The 25,419-nt window shown below is 46.2% G+C and carries 27 protein-coding genes; all 27 read right to left on the bottom strand.

All coding sequences use genetic code 11. From position 1 onward, the window contains the following. Positions 1–36: 36 nt before the first annotated feature. Positions 37–792, bottom strand: a complete 756-nt coding sequence (gene fliP, locus MKY16_RS10030; RefSeq protein WP_013309901.1) for a flagellar type III secretion system pore protein FliP — start codon at positions 790–792, stop codon at positions 37–39. Next, complete coding sequence (locus MKY16_RS10025; protein ID WP_340955209.1) at positions 789–1,322, bottom strand: flagellar biosynthetic protein FliO; 534 nt, start codon at positions 1,320–1,322, stop codon at positions 789–791. The genes fliP and MKY16_RS10025 overlap by 4 nt, the downstream gene beginning before the upstream one ends. A gap of 12 nt (positions 1,323–1,334) precedes the next feature. Then, positions 1,335–1,700: a response regulator gene (locus MKY16_RS10020; protein ID WP_010346372.1), complete on the bottom strand. Its 366-nt coding sequence runs from the start codon at positions 1,698–1,700 to the stop codon at positions 1,335–1,337. Between the two features lie 29 nt (positions 1,701–1,729). Continuing rightward, positions 1,730–3,040, bottom strand: coding sequence for a flagellar motor switch phosphatase FliY (gene fliY / locus MKY16_RS10015; protein ID WP_029516999.1), 1,311 nt, complete (start codon positions 3,038–3,040; stop codon positions 1,730–1,732). Next, complete coding sequence (fliM, locus tag MKY16_RS10010; protein ID WP_029516998.1) at positions 3,030–4,028, bottom strand: flagellar motor switch protein FliM; 999 nt, start codon at positions 4,026–4,028, stop codon at positions 3,030–3,032. Before fliM ends, fliY begins: the two co-directional genes overlap by 11 nt. 43 nt (positions 4,029–4,071) lie before the next feature. Continuing rightward, positions 4,072–4,545 carry a flagellar basal body-associated FliL family protein gene (locus MKY16_RS10005; RefSeq protein WP_023988194.1) on the bottom strand — a complete coding sequence of 158 codons (474 nt, stop codon included), beginning with the start codon at positions 4,543–4,545 and terminating at the stop codon, positions 4,072–4,074. After that, a complete protein-coding gene (locus tag MKY16_RS10000; protein ID WP_013309896.1) occupies positions 4,542–4,766 on the bottom strand; it encodes a flagellar FlbD family protein in 225 nt (74 codons plus the stop codon). The genes MKY16_RS10005 and MKY16_RS10000 overlap by 4 nt, the downstream gene beginning before the upstream one ends. 60 nt (positions 4,767–4,826) lie before the next feature. Next, positions 4,827–5,645 carry a flagellar hook-basal body complex protein gene (locus MKY16_RS09995; RefSeq protein WP_340955207.1) on the bottom strand — a complete coding sequence of 273 codons (819 nt, stop codon included), beginning with the start codon at positions 5,643–5,645 and terminating at the stop codon, positions 4,827–4,829. A 103-nt stretch (positions 5,646–5,748) separates the two neighbouring features. Continuing rightward, on the bottom strand, positions 5,749–6,129 hold the full coding sequence (locus MKY16_RS09990; RefSeq protein WP_039274704.1) for a TIGR02530 family flagellar biosynthesis protein: 381 nt from the start codon (positions 6,127–6,129) through the stop codon (positions 5,749–5,751). Beyond that, positions 6,126–6,659, bottom strand: coding sequence for a flagellar hook capping FlgD N-terminal domain-containing protein (locus MKY16_RS09985; protein WP_029516995.1), 534 nt, complete (start codon positions 6,657–6,659; stop codon positions 6,126–6,128). Before MKY16_RS09985 ends, MKY16_RS09990 begins: the two co-directional genes overlap by 4 nt. Before the next feature lie 19 nt (positions 6,660–6,678). Then, positions 6,679–8,136, bottom strand: a complete 1,458-nt coding sequence (locus MKY16_RS09980) for a flagellar hook-length control protein FliK (RefSeq protein ID WP_340955204.1) — start codon at positions 8,134–8,136, stop codon at positions 6,679–6,681. A gap of 26 nt (positions 8,137–8,162) precedes the next feature. Next, on the bottom strand, positions 8,163–9,146 hold the full coding sequence (locus MKY16_RS09975) for a magnesium transporter MgtE N-terminal domain-containing protein (RefSeq protein WP_023988189.1): 984 nt from the start codon (positions 9,144–9,146) through the stop codon (positions 8,163–8,165). A 47-nt stretch (positions 9,147–9,193) separates the two neighbouring features. Beyond that, positions 9,194–9,637: a flagellar export protein FliJ gene (gene fliJ, locus MKY16_RS09970; RefSeq protein ID WP_029516992.1), complete on the bottom strand. Its 444-nt coding sequence runs from the start codon at positions 9,635–9,637 to the stop codon at positions 9,194–9,196. A gap of 10 nt (positions 9,638–9,647) precedes the next feature. Then, complete coding sequence (fliI, locus tag MKY16_RS09965) at positions 9,648–10,967, bottom strand: flagellar protein export ATPase FliI (protein WP_029516991.1); 1,320 nt, start codon at positions 10,965–10,967, stop codon at positions 9,648–9,650. Next, positions 10,954–11,790 carry a FliH/SctL family protein gene (locus tag MKY16_RS09960; protein WP_029516990.1) on the bottom strand — a complete coding sequence of 279 codons (837 nt, stop codon included), beginning with the start codon at positions 11,788–11,790 and terminating at the stop codon, positions 10,954–10,956. The genes fliI and MKY16_RS09960 overlap by 14 nt, the downstream gene beginning before the upstream one ends. Next, positions 11,783–12,799, bottom strand: a complete 1,017-nt coding sequence (gene fliG / locus MKY16_RS09955) for a flagellar motor switch protein FliG (protein WP_013309887.1) — start codon at positions 12,797–12,799, stop codon at positions 11,783–11,785. The genes MKY16_RS09960 and fliG overlap by 8 nt, the downstream gene beginning before the upstream one ends. A gap of 11 nt (positions 12,800–12,810) precedes the next feature. Next, positions 12,811–14,394, bottom strand: a complete 1,584-nt coding sequence (gene fliF / locus MKY16_RS09950) for a flagellar basal-body MS-ring/collar protein FliF (protein ID WP_013309886.1) — start codon at positions 14,392–14,394, stop codon at positions 12,811–12,813. A gap of 35 nt (positions 14,395–14,429) precedes the next feature. Further along, the gene (gene fliE, locus MKY16_RS09945; protein ID WP_029516989.1) at positions 14,430–14,744 is read right to left on the bottom strand and encodes a flagellar hook-basal body complex protein FliE; all 315 of its coding nucleotides are present in this window, start codon (positions 14,742–14,744) and stop codon (positions 14,430–14,432) included. 39 nt (positions 14,745–14,783) lie between these two features. After that, complete coding sequence (flgC, locus tag MKY16_RS09940) at positions 14,784–15,236, bottom strand: flagellar basal body rod protein FlgC (RefSeq protein WP_029516988.1); 453 nt, start codon at positions 15,234–15,236, stop codon at positions 14,784–14,786. Positions 15,237–15,242: 6 nt separating this feature from the next. After that, a complete protein-coding gene (flgB, locus tag MKY16_RS09935) occupies positions 15,243–15,650 on the bottom strand; it encodes a flagellar basal body rod protein FlgB (RefSeq protein WP_013309883.1) in 408 nt (135 codons plus the stop codon). 409 nt (positions 15,651–16,059) lie between these two features. Further along, on the bottom strand, positions 16,060–17,460 hold the full coding sequence (hslU, locus tag MKY16_RS09930; RefSeq protein WP_029516987.1) for an ATP-dependent protease ATPase subunit HslU: 1,401 nt from the start codon (positions 17,458–17,460) through the stop codon (positions 16,060–16,062). A 36-nt stretch (positions 17,461–17,496) separates the two neighbouring features. Further along, the gene (hslV, locus tag MKY16_RS09925; protein ID WP_013309881.1) at positions 17,497–18,039 is read right to left on the bottom strand and encodes an ATP-dependent protease subunit HslV; all 543 of its coding nucleotides are present in this window, start codon (positions 18,037–18,039) and stop codon (positions 17,497–17,499) included. Positions 18,040–18,065: 26 nt separating this feature from the next. Further along, positions 18,066–19,406: an FADH(2)-oxidizing methylenetetrahydrofolate--tRNA-(uracil(54)-C(5))-methyltransferase TrmFO gene (gene trmFO / locus MKY16_RS09920; RefSeq protein ID WP_039274718.1), complete on the bottom strand. Its 1,341-nt coding sequence runs from the start codon at positions 19,404–19,406 to the stop codon at positions 18,066–18,068. 27 nt (positions 19,407–19,433) lie between these two features. Further along, a complete protein-coding gene (gene topA / locus MKY16_RS09915; protein ID WP_165147610.1) occupies positions 19,434–21,536 on the bottom strand; it encodes a type I DNA topoisomerase in 2,103 nt (700 codons plus the stop codon). Positions 21,537–21,888: 352 nt separating this feature from the next. Next, positions 21,889–23,007 carry a DNA-processing protein DprA gene (dprA, locus tag MKY16_RS09910; protein WP_029516984.1) on the bottom strand — a complete coding sequence of 373 codons (1,119 nt, stop codon included), beginning with the start codon at positions 23,005–23,007 and terminating at the stop codon, positions 21,889–21,891. A 226-nt stretch (positions 23,008–23,233) separates the two neighbouring features. After that, positions 23,234–24,163 (bottom strand): succinate--CoA ligase subunit alpha, encoded by a 930-nt coding sequence (gene sucD / locus MKY16_RS09905; protein ID WP_029516983.1) that lies wholly within the window; start codon positions 24,161–24,163, stop codon positions 23,234–23,236. A 49-nt stretch (positions 24,164–24,212) separates the two neighbouring features. After that, positions 24,213–25,373: an ADP-forming succinate--CoA ligase subunit beta gene (gene sucC, locus MKY16_RS09900; protein WP_340955202.1), complete on the bottom strand. Its 1,161-nt coding sequence runs from the start codon at positions 25,371–25,373 to the stop codon at positions 24,213–24,215. Between the last annotated feature and the right edge of the window lie 46 nt (positions 25,374–25,419).

Genomic DNA, 25,419 nt, shown 5'->3' with positions numbered 1-25,419 from the left:
GCCGTCCTCCTTGATTGCTGTCCTTGCATGAAGTACTCATGTGTTAAAACTTAGAAGCAACGATTTGACTACCAAATACCAACCATCTACAAGTACAAAGAGCAGTATTTTAAAAGGAAGTGAAATCATTACCGGTGGTAGCATCATCATCCCCATAGCCATGAGTGTACTCGACACTACAATGTCTATAACTAAAAATGGTATGAAAATCATAAAGCCCATCTGAAAGGCCGTTTTCAACTCACTGATTGCATAAGCCGGAACCATCACCGTTAGTGGAATATCCTGATAATTCTTTGGTTTTTCCATCTTGGTGTATTTCATAAAGAGCAGTAGATCCTTCTCACGTGTATGAGAGAACATAAAGGTCTTGATCGGTACCGATGCCTTGTCCAGCGCCTGAGACTGTGTTATATCCCCCTTGAGATACGGCTGAAGCGCAGTTTCATTCATAGCTGAGAACGTCGGTGCCATAATGAATAAAGTGAGAAACAAAGCCAGTCCAACAAGCACCTGATTAGGCGGCATCTGCTGGGTTCCCAGCGAAGTTCGCACAAAGCCAAGCACAATCACAATTCGCGTAAAACTTGTCATAAGTACAAGCAACGCGGGCGCTACACTAATGACAGTAATAAGTAAAATAATAGACAGCGAGGTGGCACCGGGCTGTCCTTTGTCCGAATTGCCGACTTGAATATCAATGTTCGGAATCGGTTCCGCAGAGGCCGCCGTCACCGAAATGAAGCTGAACAAGACAAGCAGCAAACATGCAAGTATAATCTTTTTTCTCATGAATCTCCCGACCGATCTGTAGTATTCTCCTCATTGCGCAGCTTTTCAAGTTTATCCTTGCGATTCGGCATTTGCCGAAGCTTGGATTCAAACATCTCGTGAAAAGATGTCTCCTCTTCAGGCTGCTGCTGTGCCACGTTGTTCCGGCGAAGCTTATCCGCAATTTTAGCGAATAGCGGGGCAATCGGGCCGCGCTGCAGAGAAGCTTCCTGCTCCAGTGCGGCCAAAATTTGCTCCACTTCTTCAGGATCGGATACTTTGTCAACAAGCTGGATATCTTCTCCCACACCAATGAGGTACACACTGCTACCTACTTCAACAAGCTGAAGGGATTTATTGGGACCCAGTCCCACGCCTCCCAGTATGCGAACGGAGCGGTTGCTGAACCAGCTCTGATTTCTTTTACTCAAAAACCGTATCAAGTACACGATCAGTACGATGATAAAGATTAGCACGAAAAGGACCCAGGCAATGTTGCCTATATTGCTGGATGTACTCAATGCGTCAGAGGCACCCTGTTGTGTATCCATACTGGGTGCGCCTTAGACACCCAGTGTTTTGTTGATGGCTTCGATAACCCGATCCGATTGGAAAGGCTTAACGATAAAATCTTTTGCGCCAGCTTGAATGGCATCAATAACCATTGCTTGCTGACCCATCGCGGAACACATGATAACCTTTGCATTCGCGTCAATTTGTTTGATTTCCTTCAGAGCGGCAATGCCGTCCATTTCAGGCATCGTGATATCCATCGTAATCAGGTCCGGACGAAGCTCCTTGAATTTTTCAATGGCCTGTGATCCATCTTGGGCCTCTCCTACTACCTCAAATCCATTTTTGGACAGGATGTCCCGAATCATCATTCTCATAAATGCAGCATCGTCCACGATCAAAATACGGTTTGCCATCTGAAATAAATCCTCCCTAAATTATGCTTTTATTGTAATTTTTGAATACGGTCCCATTGACTTACAATATCTGTTACGCGCACACCAAAGTTCTCGTCGATTACGACAACCTCGCCCTTGGCAATCAGTTTGTTGTTTACCAAAATGTCCACCGGCTCCCCAGCAAGCTTGTCTAGTTCAATAATTGAACCTTGTGAGAGCTCCAGAATATCTTTAATTTGCTTTTGGGTCCTTCCTAATTCTACGGTGACTCTAAGGGGAATGTCCATCAATAAATTTAAATTGTTTTCATCCACTTGCGCAAATGCACCGGACTGCAAGTTAGAAAATTGTACAGGTTGTACATTTACATTACGTCCCGGTACTGCGCCGTAGTGATGAGGCGTTCCGTAAGGAGCTTGCGGCGGTACACCAGCTGGCATTCCATAACCCGGTGTTCCATAGCCTGGAGCGCCCTGCTGCCCATATCCCGGGTCTTGAGGATACATTGGCGGTTGTTGTCCATAGCCTGCGTCTTGCGGCGCCTGCGCGGCTGCAGGTGGCTGTTGATAGGCTGGTGCAGGCGGTTGCTGCGGAACGCTAGCTTGTTGCGGCACTTCGGGAGCAGCTGTTGCAGCTACCTGCTGTGCAGACGCTTGCGGTTGTTCTTCATCCTCTCCGCCATTCATTAGGATGCTCACCATTTTTTTGGCGAAATTAACAGGTAACAGTTGCATCAGCGTAGAGTCAATAAGATCCCCGATCAATAACCGGAAGGAGACTGTGATGAGCGTCTCTTCATCCGGCAGACTGGATACTCCATCACCGTGCATAGGATCCAAAATATCAATCCCCGGTGGAGAGATATTAACAAAACGATTAAACATAGTAGACATTGAGGTCGCCGACGATCCCATCATCTGGTTCATCGCTTCCTGCACAGCACTAATGTGGATTTCATTCAATTCTTCATCTGCTGGGTTTCCTTCACCACCAAGCATTAAGTCCGCTATCACTTGTGCATCACGCTTTTTGATTACGAGTGAGTTAATACCCTCGAATCCATCGACATAATTTACATGTACAGCTACGTGTGGCTTTGGAAATGCAGTTTCAAATTCAGAACGGGTAATAATTGAAACTTTAGGTGTCGTAATATCCACCTTTTGACCGAGCAGTGTGGAAAGAGCCGTAGCTGCGCTGCCGAACGTTATATTACCGATTTCCCCGAGAGCATCCTGCTCCAGAGGAGTCAGAAAATCGTCAACGGTCTTGCCTGCGGGAGTAGAATCCGTCCCCGCTTCAGACTGTTTCAGCAAGGCATCGATTTCCTCCTGGGACAAATAGTCTTTACTCGTCAATTTCTTCAACTCCTTCGTTGACAATTTCATCAATTTGTACGGCAACACGATCTCTTACCATGCCGGGACTTCCCATAAACTTCAATTTCTCGCCTACCCGGATGGATAGTCCTTCTTTGACAGGTTTGTTCAATGAAATGACATCCCCGACCGAAAGACCCAGAAACTCGGCTACATTTATCCGGGATTCACCCAACTCCGCAATAATAGGGAGCTCTGCTTTGGTGACCCGTAATCTCAAGGCGTCAATCTCTTCGGGCGCCCTTGATTTCTTTTCGGATGTAAACCACTGGTGCGTGGACAGTCTAGCCATAATAGGTTCCAATACCACATGCGGGATACAGAGGTTAATCATCCCTGTGGTATCACCAATTTTGGTACTAAGCGAAATCAGAGCAATCGTTTCATTCGGCGAGACAATCTGCATGAACTGCGGATTTGTTTCCATCGCCTCTAGGCGCGGTTCAATGTCCAGTACCGTTTTCCAAGCCTCTTGCAGGCTATCAAAGGTACGACTGAAAATTCGCTCCATAATCGTCGTCTCGATTTCGGTCAACGCAGTAACCTTTGACGGTGCCGAACCTGTTCCTCCGAGAAGCCTGTCCAACATGGCATAAGCAACGTTCGGGTGAACCTCAAGCACCATACGGCCTTCCAGCGGTTCAGCTTCAAAAATGTTTAGAATGGTCATTTTCGGAATGGAGCGAATGAATTCATCATAAGGAAGTTGCTCCACCTGAACGACATTAATTTGGACAAAAGTACGAAGCTGCGCTGAAAAATATGTGGTCAGATACCGTGCAAAGTTCTCGTGTATCCGCGTCAGACTCCGTATATGATCCTTGGAAAACCTAAGCGCTCTTTTGAAATCATAAGCGCGAACTTTCTTTTGGGTATCTTCCTTTTTAAGTTCTTCCGCATCCATTTCACCGGACGAAAGAGCTGCTAAAAGGGCATCAATTTCCCCTTGTGACAGTACATCCACCAATGTTATTCACCCCCTTACGTGTTCCTGACAAGTTCACCTGGAATCAAATGGCTGCCAGCAAAAAGTCTGTAATTTTGGCGTTCCCCAGGTGACCTTCAGGGAGCGACTTGTTGATGAGATCCGTCAGCTTGTCACTGAACTGGTCCCGGCCTTTAGCCGTTCTGAGCTCATCAGGTTTGGTGTCTGCAAGTAATTGAATAACGATGGGCTTAATACTGATGTCTTTGATTTTTTCAAAAGATTCTTTTGCTTTGGCATCGTTCAATTGAAAAGATAGGTTCATCTGAACAATGTAATCTGCGTCTGCCAGATTTGTTTTGATACCGGTAATTTCAGAGCTCACTTCCACCAATTCATCTGCTGACAATCTTGGAAGTTGTTCTGCCTGAGCAGCTTGCGCATTCGGTATGACTTCCGACTTCTTCCCGCTAAGCGCTGGTATAAGTACAAAGGCCGCGCCTGCAATCAAAGTAATCGCGAGTAAAATTGTAATGAGCCATGGCAGCATCTTCTTCATTCGTCTTCCTCCATTTGTTGCACTTTTATCGTGGCGGCATGCATGCCGATTTCACGGCTGTAACCCTTGATCAAGGAGACGACATCTGCCGCTTTTTCCAATACAATCAACCGTTTCCCCGTCACCAAAGTGACGTATGTATCCGGTGTTTCCTCCACAGTCTCAATGAGCAGCGCATTAAGCCACATAGGCGAGCCGTTCAGCCGCGTTAACGGGATCATCGTAATACCAACCTCCTGATAGGTGCGGAGGAGCCTCTACTCCTCCGCGTTTAAATGAGATTATCGTTTCAAGTTTACAACTTCCTGAAGCACTTCATCCGAGGTCGTAATGATACGCGAGTTCGCTTGGAATCCGCGCTGAGCTACGATCATTTCGGTAAATTCGCCTGTCAGATCAACGTTGGACATTTCCAGCTGACCCGCGATAATAGCACCGGTGCCATCATCAGTGCTGTTTGCTTCCATAGCAGTGATTTCACCCTCGTTTCCAGAGTTAACTGTAGCACGATACAGACTACCCCCGATTTTTTCTAATCCTTCTGGATTGATTACTTTAGTTACTCCAATTTTGGTAGCATTATCTGTTCCACCAGATGCCAAAGTTTGTACAATGGTTCCATCCTGAGAGATTGAGAAAGCAGTAACATCGTCTGCTAACGTAATGGGAACTCCACCACCTGAATCAGCAACAAAAAAACCGTCCGAAGTTACCAAATGCCTATTTCCGTCAATGTGAAAATCTCCTGCTCTAGTCAAGTATGGAGCTTCTTGATCCGCATTCATTTTAACCAAAAAGAAACCATCACCATTAAGGCGTAAATCTGTTGGATTATTCGTCGTCATGGCACTTCCTGGTAAATGAAGCGTGTCAATGGAAGCCACAGTCGAACCCAATCCAATTTGCTTTGCGTTACTTCCTGCCGTTTCTTCTCCAGACGCACTTGCGCCTGAACTCGTTTGGCTCAAGATATCCTTGAACATCACTCGGCTGGACTTGAAGCCTGTAGTATTTACGTTTGCAATGTTGTTACCTATAACGTCCAGCTTTGTTTGAAAGCCCTTCATGCCCGATACACCTGAATACATTGATCTCAACATTGAGTATAAATCCTCCTCTGATTGGTTGCTTAGTTGACCGCATCAGTCGATCCGCGGCTTTTTCATGGCTTTCCTATTCGGGCCAGCCACTTCATATACATTTTTATGAAATAATCACAGCACTATCTATCTGCGTAAATACGTTATCCTCCATGGACTTCTTATCCATCGCGGTAACAACTGTTCGATTAGGTACACTTACAATCAAAGCCATATCCTGCATTAAAATCAATGATTCTTTGGCGCCTTTGGCAGCTGCTTTATCCACAGCAGAGTTAATTTTCGCCATTTGGTCACTTCTCAACTCTATTCCCCGCTGCTCCAGACGCTTGGCTGCATGGTTGCTCAGCTTGAGCACCTGTTCCTGCAACACCTGACCGAACGGTCTGGCATCCTTGGATACCGAATTTACTCGGTTTTGTGAGATTGCTGCCGGGGGCACGTTGGCGGGAAAAAGGCGTCCGACCGTCATTCTATCATTCATGAGTTCTCACCGCTTCCAGTAGAGGAAGAAGATGAAGTATCCGATGTATTTATAGCGGGAGTCGTTGTATTAGCCTGACTCACTGATGTTACATCTTTTAATGCCACCTCAGCCGCTCCCATTTTGGCATACTGCACACCGTCGCGAATAACGATGGAATCCACGATTCCACTTTTTACGGTACCCGCACCTGTTTCACCTGTGATGGAGTCTTTTTTACCTGCCTCAATCCAGCTGACTTCTTTTCCTATCAAACCGGAAGCCGTACCTAAAGACTGTCCCAATGCATTCAACTGCGTAGAAATGTTCATCAGTTGTTCCACTGAGGAAAACTGGGCCATTTGAGCGATAAATTCTTTATCCTCCAAAGGCTGCATCGGATCCTGATTTTGTAGCTGGGTGATCAAAATTTTCAGAAATTGATCTTTACCCATAGTCTTAGTATCCTTAGCACTCGCCGTTTTGACATTGTTCACATTGTAATTCGGCCAGACGTTGCTGGTGGATACATTGTTGTCTGTCGTCGTCATTGTGTTCTCACCTCCATCATTACGCTTGTGCTGTAAAGGAGCCTGTCCGATTTATATCATCTGCACGTTGTTCTGCTGTCCAGTTACGGAGTTCCTCTGCCATTTCAGCTACCTTGATAGCATCTTCGCTCTCTTCTCTACCACGAGCTTTGGAACGTTGATTGGATTGCTGCTGCTGATTAGCTCCAGATCCGCGCCCATCCTGATACATATGGGAGGAAAGCGACTCATTGTGCGTGACTTCTACCTTATCCACCTGGATACCTTGGCTCTGGAGACTCGAACGCAGCTGCGACATTTGCTGTTCCAGCAAATCCTTCGCTCCGCTATGCTCAGTCATGAACTGGGCAACCAGATGACCATTTTGCATTGTCAGCTTAACCTCCAGCTGGCCCAGATGATCTGGACGAAGCATGATAGTCGCTTCCGTCAACCCAGTGTGTTTTACAATGTCAAGTTTCTGCACTACAAATTCGGTCATCTCCTTGGCAAATTGCCGCACATGTACGACTGGTTGAGCCGGAGCCGAAGGTGTTGTTCCTTGCATTTGTACCGAAAGCTGTCCCGCAGTCGTGATCACTGGAGTCTGATTGTCAGTTGCTGTCGAATCCGCTTGCTCAGTTGCATCTACGAATGCACTCGCTTCATCCGCTCCAGTCGTCTTAACTGCAGACTGAACGAGAATATTAGTTGATGAACGTTGCCCTTCTGAACCTCGTTGATTAGTTTCGCCCTGACTAGCTTGCTGCTGAGAAGCAACAACCTGTTTGTCTGTAGTGGCTGTAGCTACGGTCTGAGTACCATTTGCTCGATTTGCAGAAGGCTGAACTGCTTGTGAATCCCCACCATCAGCAAGTTCCACAGCTTTCATTACACCATTCCACTGCTCATCGGAAATTGCTCCCGTACCTGCCGTTGCGCTTTGGAGCGATTGTAGCAACTGTGTCACCTGGGACTTTTGGTCTCCAGAAGCCTGCTCTGCTACATTGGCAAGTTGTGACAAAGCGTCCTGCAATGCAAATCGAAGAGTAGCCGGGTTGGCTGCCAAGGCTGTTAAGCCTGTCGCCTCTGTCGTTTCTCCACCGTTTAACTGTTGATTTGTTCCGTCGCCTTGCAAAAACTGTTGTACTTGCTGAATCCAAGCTTGCAGAGTTGCAAGCAGAGCAGGATCGGCAGCTACTTGATCATCCAACTTTTCGAGATTCTGCAGCAAAGGAGCCAGTGTTTCGACCAGCGACTCCGTTGGAGCTTCCGTGGATTCTCCAGTCGCAATAAGCGGGAGTACCATAACTAATGGAGAACCGTTCGCATCTGTGCCTGCTGAGCCCGTTTGCCCGCCTGTCATCATTTGCGTAAGTGTTTGATTAAAAGCACCCGTGGTTGCTCCAGCAGCTGTGGCTGTAGTCGTTGTTGAGGCCGTTGTACTGCTAGCTGTCTGACTGGAGCCGAGCGATACACTTTGAGAAATAAGGGTCATTTATTTTTCACCTCCCTTCATTTAAATTACTTACTGCCCATCAGTTTGTTTAAAATTTTTGCGGTCTGAGCCGCATCCTTGGCAGACATATTTTGTAGTAAAGAACCACGTGTCGAATCATCTACTGTATTTAATATGTTTAATGCCTTGTCTGGACTGATTTTGTAAGTTTGCAAAATAAGTTCGGCACCGCTCTTCTTGTCCATGGAAGCAAATGTGCTACTGATTTGAGTGCTTTGCAAACTCTTACTCGTCGTGCCAGCTGTGGTACCTTGATCCTTTTTCAGACGAGACTGCAACGCAGCAACTGACAAATCCGTAGATGGCGTTACGTTTTTCAGAGCCATAGTAATATCGGCTGCTTTTTTAGCGTCCATCTTTTGCAAAATCTTCGCACTGTTGGCAGGGTCCATGTAGCTTAGCAGCTGCACAGTCTCTTCCGTAGTCAGATTCTCCATAATCGGTGCCGCTTTACTAGCTGTCATTCCTTCATACATACTAGCAAGATCTCTGGCCTGTTTTACATAAGGATCTTCATTTGTTGTTCCACCTGTAGTTTGCGTACCAGCCTGTCCCTGCTGACTGGCCTGTGGCTGCTGTTCCTGTTGCGTTTGGAGCGTATTGACCTGATTCTGCAGTTCAGTAACCTTTTTATCTTGTGTCGTCTTAGCAGCGGTAGCCTTTTTAAGCTCCTCCGTCTGCTTGGCTAGATCTGCCTTTAACTGCTGAATGGTTGCTTCAGAACTTTCGGACTGAGCCTTTTGATCTGCCTCTTTCGTCTGTGTAGCCTTATCTTTCGGTTCAGGTACCCAATTTTTAACAACTGGTATTTTGTTCCCTAATGAAATCATTTCGCTTCTGAAGTCCATATTGAACAATGTAAGCAGGACCCCGACCAGAACGATTGTGAACACAATCGGAATCAGGAAAAACATAAACCGTTCAAATCCCCCGCCTGATTCTTTTCCTAAATCCATATCCAGTTCATTTTCTGCTAACTTCTGTGCCATCGTCTTCCTCCTCAGGCAGCTGATATGCGTATCCTATGACTTTCCGCTTACCGGGCTTTCATGGCAAATCGCACGGAAGCCATTTCATCCAGCTCGTTCTGCTCGCGCAGGAGCACTTCCTGTTGGAATTTCACGTTGGCCTTCTCTCTCGCTTTCAGCCAAACCTGTTCATCCAGCATTTTATCGGTCAAAACGGTTTGTTTGCTTTGCACATTTTGCTGCGCATATTGAACATCCCTATGCTTGCGTGTAATACATTGGTCCAGATGATTAACATAAGCCTGTAATTCCTGAATGGTAGAGAGTGGTGCGCAATCCTCGGCAGCCTTTTGAATGGCTGATATGACTCGATTCCTTTCGCCTACAAGCTGTGTTAATGTCTGCTCCTCAGCCTGCAATTGTCCAACAGCACTGGAAAGCAACCATTCGGCCTGTGACTTTTCGTTGGTTTTCAAGTCTACAACTTTCTGAAAGGAATACTGAAATCTCATCGTTCAACCTTCATCTCCTCGTAAATTCAGAAATCAAACGCTCTCTTACCTCGTCCAGCTCAGCCTTTTCATCTGTTCTTTGTCTTGTAAAATCCCATATATCCCGTATACGCTCCATGGATTCGTCAATTTCTGCATTTGAACCCTGCTGATAGGCCCCAATATTAATCAGGTCCTCCGAATCTTTGTAAATGGCCATCAAGCGCTTAATGTTCTCGGCAGCGTCTATCTGATCTCGTGGTGCGATATCCTTCATAACCCGGCTAATACTCGCTAACACATCGATTGCCGGAAAATGTCCTTTGTTCGCAATTCCACGATTCAAGACAATGTGTCCATCCAAAATCCCGCGCACCGCATCCGCGATGGGCTCGTTCATATCATCACCATCGACCAGTACCGTATAGAAAGCGGTTATGGAGCCAGTAGGGCCTGTCCCTGCACGTTCTAGAAGCTTAGGTAGACTAGCAAACACGGAAGGTGTGTACCCTCTCATTGCCGGTGGCTCCCCTACGGCTAGGCCGACTTCACGTTGGGCCATCGCATACCGGGTAACTGAATCCATCATCAGCATGACATTCAACCCGCGGTCCCGAAAATATTCCGCGATCGTCGTTGCAATAAGTGCACCCTTAATACGGATTAACGCAGGTTGGTCGGAAGTTGCCACAATGACCACGGAACGTTCTAGTCCCTCCGGACCTAAATCCCGTTCAATAAAGTCCAGCACCTCGCGTCCACGTTCCCCGATCAAGGCGATTACATTCACATCAGCTTCCGTATTACGGGCAATCATTCCCATCAAGGTACTTTTACCTACACCCGAACCTGCAAAAATACCAACCCGTTGTCCTTTACCGATAGTAAGCAACCCGTCAATAGCGCGCACCCCGATACTGATTGGTTCCTGCACACGCGGACGATTCAGCGGATTGGACGGAATATTGAAGGTTGAATATCTCGCCATTCGCGAGGGAATCAATGAGCCATCCAGAGGCTGACCCAAGCCGTCCAGCACCTTGCCTAACAGTTCCGACCCGACCTGCACATTCAACGGCTTCCCTGTTCCTACTACATCACAACCGGGACCAATGGATTGCAGTTCTCCAAGTGGCATTAGAAGCACTTTATTGTCCCTGAAGCCTACAACCTCCGCTTGCAACGGCTTTGCCGTTTTACCCGGATAAATGTAACAAACATCCCCGATACTGGCATCCGGACCTTCCGATTCAACCATCAGGCCGATAACCTGCGTAACCTTGCCATTTACCCGAACCGGGTCCAGCTGGCGCAAATGATCCATGTAGCGCTGCGTATTAAGCCCCTTCATGTCTTCGCTCCTCATTCTCATGTGCCAGACGCAGTAGTTCCTTTTTGATCTCAGCTAATTGCGTATCAATCCGCGCATCCACGCTCCCAAAAGAAGAACGGATAACACAACCGCGATCTTTCACGGTACCATCAGGAATAATTTGCAGTTCTGCCTGCGAATCGACAGTTAATGACAATTCTTCTCGTGCACCTTGCACAAATGCGAAATGCTGAGGCGACACACACAATGTAATGGTTCCTTTTTCCCGCTTACGAGCCAAATTTTTACGAATTAATTCAATTGTGTAGTCCGGCTCAAGGCTAAGCTGTTTCTCAATGACCTTCTCAGCAATAGCACTACTCAGTTCAACCAGAAAAGGCTCAGCTTCCTGAATTAGTTGTTCCTTTATCTCATAGGCCTGACGTAGAATATCCTGTGCTTCTTCCATCATCTGCTCTGATTTCGTCTGAAGCTCGGCCTCAGCCAGCTTCTGACCTTCTTCATATCCTTGCTGAAACCCATCAGCCTTTAACGACTGAGTCAGCTGATCGTCATGCTCGCGTCGCTCCTGCCACCAGGCTTCAATCTGCTGCTGCGCCTCCTGAAGCATCCGTTCCGCTTCTTCAGCTGCCTCGCGAACCTGACGTTCGGCAAAATCCTTAGCATCTTTCAGCATTTCATCCCGTAGCCGTTCAGCCTCATGATCTCGCTGAGGCTCCGGCTCCGTATATTCAGTTGTGATTTCTTCGTCCGTCGTTTCTGGCGCATACGTATGTGCCACATCAATTGTTTTCAAAGCCTCTACAGGAACATATTGGAAAGACTTGATCAAGTTAGACAATGATGTCATCTCCTCCGCCGCGTGCGATTATAATCTCACCGGCCTCTTCCAATCTGCGGATCGTCGATACGATACGTGTCTGTGCTTCTTCCACATCACGCAACCGCACCGGTCCCATGTACTCCATTTCCTCTTTGAAGGTTTCTGCCATACGTTTCGACATATTTCGGAAAATCACATCACGTACTTCTTCACTGGATACTTTAAGCGCCAATTGCAAATCTGCATTGTCGATATCGCGGACAATGCGCTGAATGGAACGGTTGTCCACATTGACGATATCCTCGAACACGAACATTCTTTTCTTAATTTCCTCAGCCAGTTCTGGATCTTGAATTTCAAGCGAGTCGAGAATCGTACGCTCGGTTCCGCGGTCTACGCCATTCAAAATCTGAACAATGGACTCGATACCACCTGCATTCGTATAATCCTGCGTCGCGGTTGCAGACAGCTTTTGCTCCAACACTCGTTCCACCTGGGAAATAACTTCCGGAGATGTACTGTCCATGACAGCGACACGCCGGGCCACATCTGCCTGCTTTTCCTGTGGCAGAGACGACAGAATTGCAGCCGCCTGCTCGAATTGCAAGTACGAAAGCACGAGAGCAATCGTTTGCGGATTCTCATTCTGTATAAAATTCAATATCTGGTTTGGATCAGCCTTGCGGGCAAAATCGAAGGGTCTTACCTGTAACGTCGCTGTTAGACGGTTAATGACCTCAACTGCTTTTTGCGATCCGAGTGCTTTCTCCAATATTTCTTTAGCGTAATTAATACCGCCTTGAGAAATGTACTCCTGAGCCAAACAAATTTGATGAAACTCGGCCATGATGGAGTCCTTCTCAATGGCATCGACCTTCCGCACATTGGCAATTTCCAATGTAAGTTGCTCGATCTCCTCATCACGCAAATGCTTGAATATTTGAGCAGATACCTCTGGTCCCATTGTGATCAGAAGTATAGCTGCTTTCTGTCTTCCCGTTAAACCTTGACTGCTTGCCTTTGCCAATGAACTCACCTCTATTCGTCAGCCAGCCATGTACGAAGCAGATTGACGAATTCGTCGGGTTTCTTTTTCGCCAGACTTTCAAGCTGTTTACGCACTTGACTTTCATTTGTCACACTTTCCATGGTAATAGACGGGAACTCCGTCGGCGTTGGCATAAGTTGCAATTCTTCATCCAACTCTTCTTCCTGCTTACGACGACCGCGTACGATGAGGAAGATTACACCCGCCAGCAGTGCCAGAACAGCAGCTCCGATGCCCCATAGCCAAGGGTTGGAAGCTGAGAAGAATGTATTTGTGCTCGCAGGCGCCGGAACTGCTTGTGAGAACACCGAAACCTTCTTAGCCAAATCAGCGTCTGTAATTGTAGTACCAGAATTCGCCAACGACGCTCTTACGATATTAACCAAAATATTTTGAATTGCTGTCTGAGTTGCAGTATCCAACGTTTGCTGACCTGTTGGTGGTTCAACTGCTACATTAATGGTTAAATCTTTTACAGTATACGGACTTTGGATAATATCCCTTGCAATTCGGTTAACTTCGTAGTTAATCGTACTTGAGCTCTTATCTGAGCTGGTATTGCCGGAATTAGCTCCTCCGGGGTAGCCCGGAACATCCTGTGTTCCTGTTCCTGCAACTCCTCCGGTTTGTCCACTACTACCTGTATAGCTTTCCTGAATTTGTTGGGCGCTAATTTCAATACCCTTCATTTTCGTTTGGTCAACAGGTGTGACCATTTGTTCCTTTGATGTTACTTTGTCGAAATTTAGCTGGGACATCACAAGTACATTTACCTTGTCGTCTCCAACAATTTTCGACAAAAATTGTTGAACATTATTCCTTACATCGCTCTCAAACTTCTTCTGTAGAGCCATGTTTTCTTGAACACCACTAGTGAGCCCACCTTGGCCGCCCTTGGCCGTTGGAATCAACTCATATTCCTTATTAGTGATCGTAATGTTTTCCACTGGAAGATTCGGTACTGCCGTTTTTACCAGATTAAAGTATCCATCGATCGCCTGCTGATTTGGAGTAAAGCCAGGCTCGAATTCCATTTGAATCGAAGCGGAGGCTTTGTCCTTTTCCTCAAGTCCGGCAAAAATGTTTTCCTTTGGCATATTAATGACAGCTTTGGAGCTTTGGACACCATCCATCCGTTCCAACAGTTGCTGTATTTCGCCGTTCAATGCATTATTGTACTTCACATTGAACTCGTTCTCCGTCATGCCAATGGCAGAGGAGGACTGGTCAAAAGCGCTCATGCCGATTGAACCCTTCTGAATCAGGCCTTGAGACCCAACATCTACCTTCGCCTTATCCGCATTAGCGGTTGGGACTGAGATTTGTGTCCCACCAGCATTAAGTTGATACGGTATACCCGCAGAATCGAGATATTTAATGACTCCGGCAGCATCGTTAGCATTTAAATCTCGGAAAGCCACTTCATACTCGGTTTTGGTAAACTGCATCGTTAGCACTACAACAGCGATAATGATGAATGCTAATGTCGAAACAAGTAATATCTTCTGTTTTTTGCTAAAATTATTCCAATACCCGGAAATCTTATCCCGATATTGGGCGATTCTCTCGTTCACTCCGTCACCCCATCCGAAACTTTGCTAAACCCTCTTTACATCTGTGTACGCATGATCTCCTGATAGGCTTCGATCGCTTTGTTTCGGACCTGTGTAGTAAGCTGCAGGGAAAGCAGCGCTTGTTGGGAAGTGATCATGACCTGATCTACATCAACTTTGCCTGCCATGAATTGGTCGGACATCTGGTGCGTAGCGGCTTCCTGCTGCCCTACTTCATTGAGAGCATCCTTTAGGAAGGAACCAAAGTCCTTCAAGGATTCGGAAGGCGTCGCTTTCGCCAACTCATTGTTAGGCGATTGAATCTGCTGTATTACCGGTGTCTGTACATTAAACATGGCGTTCTGAATCATGTTTTACTCTCCCTATTAAGTAATTAGTAGTCCTAGAGCTTAGCGACCGATTTCAAGCGCTTTGGAAACCATAGCCTTTGATGCATTCAGAGCTGTTACATTGGCTTCGTATGAGCGTGTTGCGGAAATCATGTCGACCATTTCTTTCATAATGTCTACATTAGGCATATATACATAGCCATCTTTATCAGCATCCGGGTGACCCGGATTGTACACAGGCTTCAAAGGTGACTGATCTTCCTGAATTTGCGAAACCTTAACGCCAGCAGCGCTAGTTCTACTTCCTTCCATTTGAGCCTTCAAAACATCGGCAAAGCCAGATTGGTTCGGCTCCAAAACAACCGTTTTTCTCCGATATGGAACTGCTTGTCCATTCTCTACTTTCGCCCGAGTTGTCTCTGCGTTGGCAATGTTGCTAGATATAACGTCCATCCGCAACCGTTGGGCCGTAAGAGCAGACGCACTAATATCAAAGCCGTTGTTAATCTTCACCTATTCCTATCTCCCTTCTACCGCTGTTCTCATCATCTTGATGCGCTCATTAATTTCTTGGATGTAGGTATTATATCTTAGTTGATTTTCAGCCATAAGACTCATTTCTCTGTCGATATCTACGTTGTTCATATTGTTATTCATGACTGAGTACCCATCTTTGGTGACCGTGGCATCTGGAATGGAGTTCACAGGTCCTATTTGAAAATGTCTTGAATTGGTTACTTTTCCACGTAGTGGTGTGACATCCCCGTCCATTTGCTGCTGAAGCAGTTCTTCAAATGAAACCTCCGAACGCTTAAAATACGGGGTATCCGCATTGGAAATATTGTCAGCCATCACACGTTGTCTCGTATTTGCCGCCTGTACACCTGCCTGAAGCTTTTGAAAGCTCATATCACCCAGCAGATTCATTTAGCTCCTCCCTCCCAGCGTCTACTCCAAAGTAAGATTCAATAAAACAAGATTTTTCACTTTTTTTCGACAATAAAATTTCATAATTATACATTTCTTTTAGGTCTTAAGTAGAAAATAATAACTTTCTGTCATATATTCTAAGTTTCGTAGAGTTGGGACCTAATTACAATAAGAAAAAAGCCCTATCTTTTTAAAAAAAGAGGGCTTTAGATGCATAAATTGTTAAATTTTTCAGGTTTTTTTCAAGAAAATGAATGTTTTCTTAGCACTTTACACCTGTAAAAGATTATACGTCCTACTTTTGGAATAGACAGAAAAATCATCAACTTGACCATTATCTAGGTCTAAATGACGGTGCAAGATAGTGTTATTCTGGACCACACACCCTATTTTTAGAAAACCCTATTCATAAAATATACTGACTAAGGTCCCTGTTTTGGGCAATATCTCCCAGCTTCTCACGTACATATTCCGGGGTAATGATCATACGATCCAATGTAAGCTCTGGTGCTTCAAACGACAGATCCTCCAGCAGCTTTTCTAGAATGGTATGCAAACGACGTGCGCCAATATTTTCGGTGTTGCGATTTACAGACTCAGCAATACTGGCAATCTCACGAATCGCTTCCGCAGAAAATTCGACTTCAATCTCCTCGGTACGGAGTAGATCAGTGTATTGCTTGGTCAGCGCATTTTTAGGCTCCGTCAGTATCGACACAAACTCATCCAAAGTCAGGCTACTTAATTCCACACGGATTGGAAAACGGCCCTGAAGCTCAGGGATCAGGTCAGATGGTTTTGCAACATGAAAAGCTCCTGCAGCAATAAACAGAATGTAATCTGTTCTTACCGGACCGTATTTGGTCATGATGGTAGATCCCTCGACAATAGGTAAAATATCGCGCTGGACGCCTTCTCTCGACACATCGGGGCCACTCCCCTTACCCTGGCTGGCAATCTTATCTATTTCATCGATAAAAATAATACCCGATTGCTCAGCACGCTTCACAGACTCCTGAATCACATCGTCCATATCGATCAATTTGGCGGCTTCATCTTGAATCAACACCTTGCGAGCTTCCTTGACTGGCAGCTTGCGCTTCTTCGTCCGCTTGGGCAGAAAACTTCCGAACATCTCCTGCATATTCATACCCATTTGTTCATTCCCTTGCCCAGCAAACATATCGAGCATATTGGGTGCAGTATCCTCCACATCAATCTCTATGACATCATCCTCAAGCTTACCGGACAACAGATCGAATTTAACCTTACGGCGCTTTTCTGCCAAAGATCCATCCTGTTGTGGTGGTTCTTCTTCTACCGAAGTTCCCGTGTTATTGCCAAACAGCATTTCAAAGGGATTACGTTGCGATTTGTTTGACTTTTCTGCAGGTACAAGGATGCTGACAATCCGTTCATTTGCCATGTCCTCCGCTTTGTCCTTCACATTCTCTGTTCGTTCCGACTTGACGATGCGAATGGAGGTTTCCATCAGATCACGCACCATGGATTCCACATCACGACCGACGTAACCTACTTCTGTAAATTTGGTCGCCTCTACCTTGACAAAAGGAGCCCCCACGAGCCGTGCAAGTCTACGTGCAATTTCAGTTTTACCCACACCAGTCGGTCCGATCATCAAAATATTTTTAGGCACAATTTCATCCCGTATGTCATCCGGCAGCTTGCTACGCCGATAGCGGTTGCGCAAGGCAACAGCAACAGATTTTTTTGCTTCCTTTTGTCCGACAATATACTTATCCAGCTCGGATACCACTTGTCTGGGCGTCAACGATTGATTATTCATTTTGCACTCCTCCACCCTTGAATACTCAGAGCCGATTTACAGTTCTTCCACGATAATCTGATTGTTCGTATACACACATATTTCCGAAGCAACCTCTAGCGCTTCCCGTGCCATGTCCTTTGCTTCCATGCCAGAGCCATGGCGTTTGAAAGCACGGGCAGCAGCCAATGCAAAATTGCCACCTGAGCCAATGGCAAGCACATCATCATCCGGCTCGATAATTTCGCCGCCTCCAGAAATGAGCAGCATCCCGGAAGAGTCCATCACAATCATAAGCGCTTCCAGTTTACGCAGGATACGATCCTGACGCCAGTCCTTGGCCAGTTCCACGGCTGCTCTTTGAAGATTTCCGTGGTGTTCCTCTAGCTTATTTTCAAACTTTTCAAATAACGTGATAGCATCGGCCACCGAACCCGCAAATCCTGCAACGACCTGACCACGATACAATCTGCGTACTTTTTTTGCCGTCTGCTTCATTACAACACTGTTACCGAACGTTACCTGTCCATCACCCGCAATAGCTCCTTTGCCATTGTGGCGTACAGCGCAGATGGTGGTAGCATGAAAGGACATATCCATAACGCGCTCCTCCTTTTCCTTCATCCCTATGCCTGTACTTCAGCTGATATAACTCCCGTTTCATTGATATAACCGCGCAAACTTTCCAACGCGCGACTAGCGAGAGCTTCATTCTTTTCCTTTTTGTTACGAATCCGTTTTTCCAACTTTGGAAGCAAACCAAAGTTTGCATTCATCGGTTGAAAATGTTTAAAATCAGCGGTCGTAATATACCGCGCCATGCTGCCTAATGTCGTTTCTGCAGGAAATACAAACATTTCCTGTCCACGTGCTGCTCGTGCCGCATTCATCCCGGCCAGCAGACCAGAAGCTGCCGACTCCACATATCCCTCTACACCGGTCATTTGTCCGGCGAAGAATAGATTACTTCTTCCCTTGAACTGATAGGTTGGATGAAGTTGCTGCGGTGAATTAATAAAGGTATTGCGATGCATCACACCATAACGTACAAACTCTGCCTCTTCAAGACCCGGAATCATTGAAAATACACGCTTTTGCTCCCCCCATTTGAGGTGAGTCTGGAAACCAACCAGATTATACAGCGTTCCTGCAGCGTTGTCCTGCCGAAGCTGAACAACTGCGTGAGGCAGTTCACCTGTATGCGGATTTACGAGACCCACAGGTTTCATAGGTCCGAACAATGCCGTTTGTTTCCCACGTTGCATCATCACTTCGATGGGCATACAGCCTTCAAAATAAATTTCTTTTTCGAATTCCTTGACTTGCGCTACCTCAGCCGTAATCAGAGCCTCATAAAAAGCATCAAATTCCGCTTCGTTCATCGGACAATTCAAGTACGCTGCTTCTCCCTTATCATAACGGGAAGCCAGATAAACCTTGCTCATGTCGATAGAGTCCTTTTCCACAATCGGGGCCGCCGCATCGTAAAAATAAAAATACTCCTCTCCCATCAGTGATTTAATCTGTTCCGACAAAGCTGGAGAAGTTAAAGGCCCCGTCGCAATAACCACAATACCGTCCTGTGGGATTTCCTGAAGCTCTTCATTAACAACCTCGATCAAAGGATGTTGATGAAGCGTATCAGTAATATGACCGGAAAATCCGTCACGATCTACTGCCAATGCACCGCCAGCCGGAACAGCATGACGATCTGCTGCGCTCAGAATCAAGGAGTTCAGTATTCTCATCTCTTCCTTCAGTACGCCTACTGCATTCGTTAGGCCGTTTGCCCTCAAGGAATTACTGCATACCAGTTCGGCAAATTTATCTGTATGATGTGCTGGTGTTTTTACAACCGGCCTCATTTCATATAACTTGACTGGCACTCCACGGCTTGCAATTTGCCAGGCAGCTTCGCTGCCCGCCAAGCCTGCTCCGATGACCGTTACCTTTTGTAGTTCACTCACGTTTAAATCCCCCTGCTAATGTTGTTCTTAAGAAGTCTCTACACTCTCATCGCTCTCTTCCAGCATTTCGCTGTGATCGCAGACAGTACAGTTGAGCTTCGTTCCTTGTTTCGTACGTTTTTCAACCATTAGGCTACTGCAACTTGGGCAAGGCTTAATGGACGGTTTATCCCAGGATACAAAATCACATTCCGGGTAGCGGTCACATCCGTAAAAGATACGTCCCTTTTTACTTCGTCGTTCGACAACATGTCCCTCACCGCATGTAGGACAATTAATCCCGATATCCTTAACAATTGGCTTTGTGTTACGGCAATCTGGAAAAGCAGAACAGGCCAGGAATTTACCAAATCGGCCAAGCTTATAGACCATTTGGCTGCCACACTTATCACAAATGACATCGGATACTTCATCTTTTATTTCAATTTCTTTCATTTCTTCTTCAGCCACTTCAAGTCGCTTCTCGAATGACTCGTAAAAGTCACTCAACACCTTGACCCAATTACCTTCGCCTTCTTCGACGTGGTCAAGATCACCTTCCATATGAGCTGTAAACTCCACATTCAAAATCTCTGGAAAGAACTCCTCCATCTGTTCGATGACCAATTCGCCCAGCTCTGTAGGGAAAAACTTCTTCTCTTCAATAGCAACGTACCCACGTTTCTGAATGGTTTCCAGCGTCGGCGCATACGTACTTGGACGTCCTATACCCAGTTCTTCCAGCGTCTTAACCAGTCGCGCTTCCGTATAACGGGGAGGCGGTTGTGTAAAATGCTGCTTCGGCTCAACTGCTTCTTTTTTTAATTTATCGCCTGGTTGAAGTGGTGGCAGCAGTTTATCTTCTTCTGTTTTACCGTCGTCATTTCCCTCTACATACACTTTCATGAAACCTGGAAAACGAACCTTCGAACCTGCTGCCCGGAATATCGTCTCACCCGCTTCAATATCTACGGACAAAGTATCCATAATAGCAGAAGCCATCTGGCTGGCCATAAAACGTTCCCATACCAATTTGTACAAACGGAACTGATCCCGACTCATAAACGGTTTAACTGTTTCCGGTTCGCGTAACGCAGAGGTTGGGCGAATCGCTTCATGCGCATCTTGGGCGTTGGCCGCTTTTTTTGAATATTGACGAGGAGTTTCAGGTACAAAAGCTTCGCCATATTTTTGAATAATTAATTCTTTCGCTTCCTCTTGTGCTGAAGCGGCGATCCGTGTGGAATCCGTACGCATATACGTAATTAGACCCACGGTCCCTTCTTTACCTAAATCCACACCCTCATATAGCTGCTGAGCTACAGACATCGTTTTAGAAGCACGGAAGTTGAGCTTACGAGCCGCCTCCTGCTGCAAGGAACTTGTTGTGAATGGAGGAGAAGGATTGCGTAAACGCTCTTTCTCTTTCACATCGCGCACCTTGTAAGGCGATTTTCCGATAGCTTCCAACACTTCTTGTACATCCGCTTCGCTGGAGAGTTCTTTCTTTTCACCACGCAGCTTATGAAATTTCGCTTCAAAGGTGCTGTCTTTAATAGCTAGTTTAGCTGTAATCGTCCAGTATTCTTCCGGTACAAACTCACTAATCTCGTTTTCCCGGTCCAGAATAATTTTCACCGCAACCGACTGCACACGCCCAGCGGATAGGCCCTTCTTTACCTTTTTCCAGAGCAACGGGCTGATTTTGTAGCCTACAAGTCGATCCAGTATCCGTCGTGCCTGTTGAGCATTGACCAAATCCATATTGATTTTACGGGGTGTTTTAAAAGCATCTTTGACAGCCTGCTTTGTAATTTCATTAAATACAACACGGCAATCTGCCGTATCGTCCAGTTCCAGCGCATGCGCTAGATGCCAGGCAATAGCCTCACCTTCGCGATCCGGGTCAGCCGCCAGATATACTTTTTTCACTTTTTTTCGGGCATCCTTTAATTCTTTTAGAATTGAGCCTTTACCTCGAATGGTAATGTATTTGGGATTAAAATCATTTTCGACCTCTACGCCGATCTGACTCTTCGGTAAATCCCTGATATGACCCATGGAAGCCTTGACGATATATTTGCTGCCTAAGTATTTGCCGATCGTCTTCGCCTTGGAAGGCGATTCCACGATGACGAGTGAATCCGCCATAGGCTCTTCCTCCTCTCAATTACACACATGAGTATGATAGACTTCCTGAAATGTGGTGAGCTATAGTTCGTAGAGAAGCTACACGATGGAATTGATCTTACAATTGCTGTTTGTAACGGAATTCTTAGATTTTATAAACCTTCGATAAAGTTAGAATTCCATTACAAAGGCGAACGCTGTCGCTTTTCCAAGTTCAAATCCAACGCTTCACTAGTACGAGCTATAAATTCAACACATTTCAGGAAGTGGGGAAGGAGTAGGAATCCGCGGCGCGGATAAATGCCATACTGCCCTCCACCTGATGTTTAAAATTGAATTTGTGCATTTACTAAGGACTTTGCAAAAACAACTACTAAATAAGCTTGTATTTTGTGCCCGCTAGCTGGGCGATCCTTTTTTTTATGATTAACGATAACAGAACTGCGTGTAAAAGTCCAAAATCCCATGCCGTAGCATCGAGCAGTTCATCCAGAGTCATGGTTCCCTGTTCGAGCAACAGTATGACACGGTTTTCCTCAGAAGTCTCACTTTCTGGCAATTTGGAGACCTCCTTCAGATTAGGACTCTGCTCTCTATTGTATGAAGAAACCTCCCTTGTACGCAAATCCGCTTCATACTCCTCAATAATATCCGAAGCTTCAGTGACTGTTTTGGCTCCTTGCTTAATCAAGCTCAGCGTGCCTCTACTCTTCGGTGACGTAATGGGTCCGGGAACAGCAAACACATCTCGATTTGCCTCTAGCGCAGCATCAGCTGTAATCAAAGAACCGCTTCTTGCATCTGCTTCGACGACAAGCGTTCCCTTCGTTAGGCCGGCTATAATCCGATTACGTTGTGGAAACATTCCCGGATGCGACCTTGTGCCTGGAGGATACTCTGATACGATCAAGCCTTTGCTAGCCAGCTCTGCAAATAAAGACGCATTTTGGGGAGGATAAATTTGATCGATCGCTGTTCCCAGTACACCAATCGTGTTTCCTCCCCGGCGCAGGGCTGTTTCGTGACAAATACTGTCAATGCCTCTCGCCAATCCGCTAACTATTGTAATCCCTGCATTACATAATCCCTCTGTTAGTATCTCCGCTGCTCTACGTCCATAAGCGGTGGGAACGCGAGTTCCTACCATGGCTACAGAACATGTATGCAAAAGTGATTTATCCCCTATTGTATACATTACCCAGGGTGGATCAACTGTTTCCTTCATTAATAGGGGATAATCCTCGTCCACATAAGTTACCGTTCCAATATCACCGGATTGGACTCGCTGATATCGTTCATGCACCCATTCTTCATCGTAACACTGGGCCGCAATGCGTGCCTGAGCAGGGCTTAACCCTATCTCAATCCATTTTTGTTCGCTAAAATGCAGTAGCTCATGCAATTGATAGTCACTCGACCAAATACGCTGGATTGTTTTTCTTCCGATTCCCTCTAACTCATGTAAGCCTAACAAAAGCCATCTTTCTTCCAAACTATGGTTCCCCCATTCACGGAAGAGTGAACCCTCCCTTATTTTGTGGCACAATGAGTCATTTTGCAAGCGTTTCCCTGATAAGCCTGTCTTAACGCAAAAAAAGCAACCTTTTCATCCCCTGTTTCAGAAGATAAAAAGGTTGCTTACCTTTCTTTCATTATACACTAGCCTGCGGCAAATTTCGATGCGTTTTATGGCCTGTATATTAATGAAGGAACACGATTTAATGTGTCGTGCACAAATTCAAAATACCACGTGCTTCCAGCACACTTACCAGTGTCGAGCCCATTTCGGAAGGAGTCGGTGCCACCTGGATCCCGCAGGCTTCAAGCGTGGCGATTTTCTCTTTAGCCGTTCCTTTTCCGCCAGAAATAATGGCACCAGCATGCCCCATCCGTTTGCCCGGAGGCGCAGTCACACCGCCGATAAAACCAACCACCGGCTTCGTCATATTGTCCTTGATCCACTCAGCAGCCTCTTCCTCGGCTGTACCCCCAATTTCTCCAATCATAATGACAGCGTGAGTGTTGGGGTCCTCATTGAAACGTTGCAAAATATCAATGAATTCCGAACCTTTAACGGGGTCACCGCCAATACCAACAGCGGAAGATTGTCCTATACCCCGGGTCGTTAACTGATGCACTGCTTCATAGGTCAAAGTGCCACTACGTGACACAACGCCTACATGACCTGGTAGATGAATGTAACCTGGCATAATACCGATTTTACATTCTCCTGGTGTAATAACACCTGGACAGTTAGGGCCAATCAGAACGGTCTTTTTACCTTCCATAAAACGTTTGACCCTAATCATATCAAGCACCGGAATGCCCTCCGTGATACAAATCACGAGATCTAAATCCGCATCTACAGCCTCCAAAATGGAATCTGCTGCAAAAGCCGGTGGCACGTAAATCACGCTCGCTGTTGCGCCAGTAGCTTCCTTGGCTTCGCTTACGGTGTTAAACACTGGCAATTTGACCTGTTGTCCGTTCTCCAGTGTAATTTCTACCTCGGTGCCCCCCTTACCTGGAGAGGTGCCGCCTACCATTTGTGTACCGTAATCAAGTGCACCCTTGGCATGAAACAACGCCGTTTTTCCCGTAATCCCCTGTGTAATCACCTTTGTATGCTTATCGACCAAAATACTCACGATCTTCACATCCCCTATCGTTTATTCGGCATATCGGAATGCAAACAGGCTATTGAACAAGTTCGACGATTTTTTGGGCGCCATCCGCCATAGAATCGGCTGCCACGATATTCAAACCGGATTCCGCTAAAATCTGTTTACCGAGCCCAACATTCGTCCCTTCAAGACGGACAACAAGCGGACGAGTCAGCCCCAACTGTTTGGCAGCCTCCACGACGCCGTTCGCAATGATGTCACACTGCATAATTCCGCCGAAAATGTTCACGAAAATACCTTCTACCTTCGGATCGGACAAAATGATTTTGAACGCTTCGGTTACCTTTTCCGTCGTCGCACCGCCCCCCACGTCTAGGAAGTTGGCCGGATCGCCACCGTAATATTTGATAATATCCATGGTTGCCATCGCCAAACCCGCACCATTGACCATACAGCCAATATTTCCATCCAGAGCAATATAGCTTAGATCGTATTTAGATGCCTCAATTTCCTTCTCATCCTCTTCATCCAAATCACGCAATTCCAAAATATCCTTGTGACGGAACAACGCATTAGAATCAAAATTCAGTTTGGCATCCAACGCCAGTACATTCCCATCACCCGTAACGACTAAGGGATTGATTTCTGCAATCGAACAGTCCTTGTCCACAAAAGCTTCGTATAGTGCCAGCATAAACTTGACCGCTTTGTTTACCAGTTCATTTGGGATATTAATGTCATACGCCAACTTACGTGCCTGATACACCTGAAGCCCAATCGCTGGATCAACAACCGCTTTAAAAATCTTCTCCGGAGTGGCTACAGCCACCTCTTCGATTTCCGTACCGCCTTCTTCTGAGGCCATCATTACGATACGTCCAGTCGCACGATCTACGACAACGCCGACGTAATATTCTTTACGAATATCGCAGCCTTCCTCAACCAAAAGGCGTTTGACCTCTTTACCTTCAGGTCCGGTCTGATGCGTCACCAGCACCTTACCCAAAATTTCAGAAGCAAAAGTCCGCACCTCATCCAAACCTTTGGCAACTTTCACGCCACCCGCTTTACCGCGTCCACCAGCATGAATTTGTGCTTTTACCACCGTAACAGCGCTTCCAAGCGATTCTGCCGCAGCAACGGCTTCCTCCACCGTATAGGCAACCTTACCGTTCGGTACAGCCACTCCGTACTGCTTCAATACTTCTTTACCCTGATATTCATGGATATTCATTCTGGAATCCTCCTATCAACATGACTGCAACAAGGGCGGTTCACAA

The sequence above is a fragment of the Paenibacillus sp. FSL L8-0641 genome (assembly GCF_038006265.1).
GTDB lineage: Bacteria > Bacillota > Bacilli > Paenibacillales > Paenibacillaceae > Paenibacillus > Paenibacillus polymyxa_D.
This window is presented reverse-complemented; position numbering and strand designations above follow the sequence as displayed.

What these genes read in the sequence shown, in the direction of transcription:
- fliP (WP_013309901.1), bottom strand. Translation starts at nt 792, where the DNA reads ATGAGAAAAAAGATTATACTTGCATGTTTGCTGCTTGTCTTGTTCAGC.
- MKY16_RS10025 (WP_340955209.1), bottom strand. Translation starts at nt 1,322, where the DNA reads ATGGATACACAACAGGGTGCCTCTGACGCATTGAGTACATCCAGCAAT.
- MKY16_RS10020 (WP_010346372.1), bottom strand. Translation starts at nt 1,700, where the DNA reads ATGGCAAACCGTATTTTGATCGTGGACGATGCTGCATTTATGAGAATG.
- MKY16_RS10005 (WP_023988194.1), bottom strand. Translation starts at nt 4,545, where the DNA reads ATGAAGAAGATGCTGCCATGGCTCATTACAATTTTACTCGCGATTACT.
- MKY16_RS10000 (WP_013309896.1), bottom strand. Translation starts at nt 4,766, where the DNA reads ATGATCCCGTTAACGCGGCTGAACGGCTCGCCTATGTGGCTTAATGCG.
- MKY16_RS09995 (WP_340955207.1), bottom strand. Translation starts at nt 5,645, where the DNA reads ATGTTGAGATCAATGTATTCAGGTGTATCGGGCATGAAGGGCTTTCAA.
- MKY16_RS09990 (WP_039274704.1), bottom strand. Translation starts at nt 6,129, where the DNA reads ATGAATGATAGAATGACGGTCGGACGCCTTTTTCCCGCCAACGTGCCC.
- MKY16_RS09985 (WP_029516995.1), bottom strand. Translation starts at nt 6,659, where the DNA reads ATGACGACGACAGACAACAATGTATCCACCAGCAACGTCTGGCCGAAT.
- MKY16_RS09980 (WP_340955204.1), bottom strand. Translation starts at nt 8,136, where the DNA reads ATGACCCTTATTTCTCAAAGTGTATCGCTCGGCTCCAGTCAGACAGCT.
- MKY16_RS09975 (WP_023988189.1), bottom strand. Translation starts at nt 9,146, where the DNA reads ATGGCACAGAAGTTAGCAGAAAATGAACTGGATATGGATTTAGGAAAA.
- fliJ (WP_029516992.1), bottom strand. Translation starts at nt 9,637, where the DNA reads ATGAGATTTCAGTATTCCTTTCAGAAAGTTGTAGACTTGAAAACCAAC.
- fliI (WP_029516991.1), bottom strand. Translation starts at nt 10,967, where the DNA reads ATGAAGGGGCTTAATACGCAGCGCTACATGGATCATTTGCGCCAGCTG.
- fliE (WP_029516989.1), bottom strand. Translation starts at nt 14,744, where the DNA reads ATGATTCAGAACGCCATGTTTAATGTACAGACACCGGTAATACAGCAG.
- flgB (WP_013309883.1), bottom strand. Translation starts at nt 15,650, where the DNA reads ATGAATCTGCTGGGTGATATGAGCTTTCAAAAGCTTCAGGCAGGTGTA.
- hslU (WP_029516987.1), bottom strand. Translation starts at nt 17,460, where the DNA reads ATGAATAATCAATCGTTGACGCCCAGACAAGTGGTATCCGAGCTGGAT.
- hslV (WP_013309881.1), bottom strand. Translation starts at nt 18,039, where the DNA reads ATGGATATGTCCTTTCATGCTACCACCATCTGCGCTGTACGCCACAAT.
- topA (WP_165147610.1), bottom strand. Translation starts at nt 21,536, where the DNA reads ATGGCGGATTCACTCGTCATCGTGGAATCGCCTTCCAAGGCGAAGACG.
- sucC (WP_340955202.1), bottom strand. Translation starts at nt 25,373, where the DNA reads ATGAATATCCATGAATATCAGGGTAAAGAAGTATTGAAGCAGTACGGA.